This is a genomic window from Stieleria mannarensis, from assembly GCF_014154935.1.
Classification (GTDB): domain Bacteria; phylum Planctomycetota; class Planctomycetia; order Pirellulales; family Pirellulaceae; genus Stieleria; species Stieleria mannarensis.
Map to the genome: position 1 here is coordinate 1 of NZ_JACEHH010000161.1, position 1,232 is coordinate 1,232.

General features: G+C 56.7%; 1 protein-coding gene. It reads right to left on the reverse strand.

Annotated elements, in window-relative coordinates:
- Nucleotides 1–379: 379 nt before the first annotated feature.
- The gene (locus H1B37_RS32885) at nt 380–589 is read right to left on the reverse strand and encodes an addiction module protein (RefSeq protein WP_182871500.1); all 210 of its coding nucleotides are present in this window, start codon (nt 587–589) and stop codon (nt 380–382) included.
- Nucleotides 590–1,232 lie beyond the last annotated feature (643 nt).

Consider the following 1,232-nt stretch of genomic DNA (forward strand, 5'->3'; position numbering starts at 1 on the left):
TTACCGATCACCCGGTCGGCGCGCTTGATCTTCCATTGTCGAATCGCCCGGACTCGCCGACTCGGGTGCATCGGATGGTTCGCCGCTCGCTGCTGGCATTGTGCGACCGAACCAATCACTGCGGTCCGATGCTGCGTGACGCAAGCCGAAAATCGAAGGCAAATCGTCATCGACAGTGAAGACTACGACGTACGGAAACCGATCGACCAACGCGCCACGAAATTCACCGCCAATCCGTCCAAATGACTCCGGCCGCTCGATCACCGTTTGGATAATCGATCGGACATTCGCGCGAAAACGATCGCCAAGAGTGCCAGCAATCGAGTCGTAGTATGCGCATGCGGTCGCTAGGTCTACGGCGAAGAGCGGATGATAGCGTTCAGTCGCCATCTACCCGCCGCCAAACCTCGTCAGCGTCAATTGCGATCTCAGGGTTCGCAAGCAATTCGTCTCGTCTGCGATTCATCTCCGCAAGTTCATCTTCCGGCAATGTCAACGGAGCTGAAGCGGCAAGGTCATCCCAGAGCTGCGTGACGACAGCTAGCTTTTCATCGGGCGGTAACGCACGCAGTGCTTCTTGAAGTGTCATGGATCGATCCGTTCTCGAGGGTACCTCAGTATACCATCACCCGGAAAGAGGGTAAACGACCGCGAATCAGGAAGAAATCCAAGCGTTCAGTTTCTGTCAAACGGATTCTGTCGGCGAACGTCGGTGGTCACCGCGTCGGCGCGATTGACCTGAACTCAAAAACAAACTCGACTCGCCGACTGCGGTGCACCACTTGGTTCGCGCGGATCGGCCACGACGACAGCTTGAGCCAGCGCCGCTGATCGCCAATGTACTCGATTCAAATCGACGAGGGAAACAAATCGGCCGAGTCGTCCACAGGGCAAGGCGAAGAGGTGAAAACACGGCTGCACCGTGAGAGTTCAACAGGAGATAAGGGAGGACACAGAGCACTGACCCGATCCACTCTGTTTCCTCTGCTGCCTTCTGTTCATTCATCAGCCGAGTCGACCGCGCACCCATCAAACCGCGACATCAAATGCGCATTTCTGGAAGCAGGGCTCTCATGAACTGCAGTGCGCGAAACGAGCGCACCAATAGCAGCCGGGATGTCAGGCGTTGGACCAGGATTCGAACAGCGGAGAAGAGATTGGTCCACGAATCACTCGAATGACACGAATAGATGTGTCGTGGCAGGTCAGGCGTCGGCTACCGCCGCGAACGG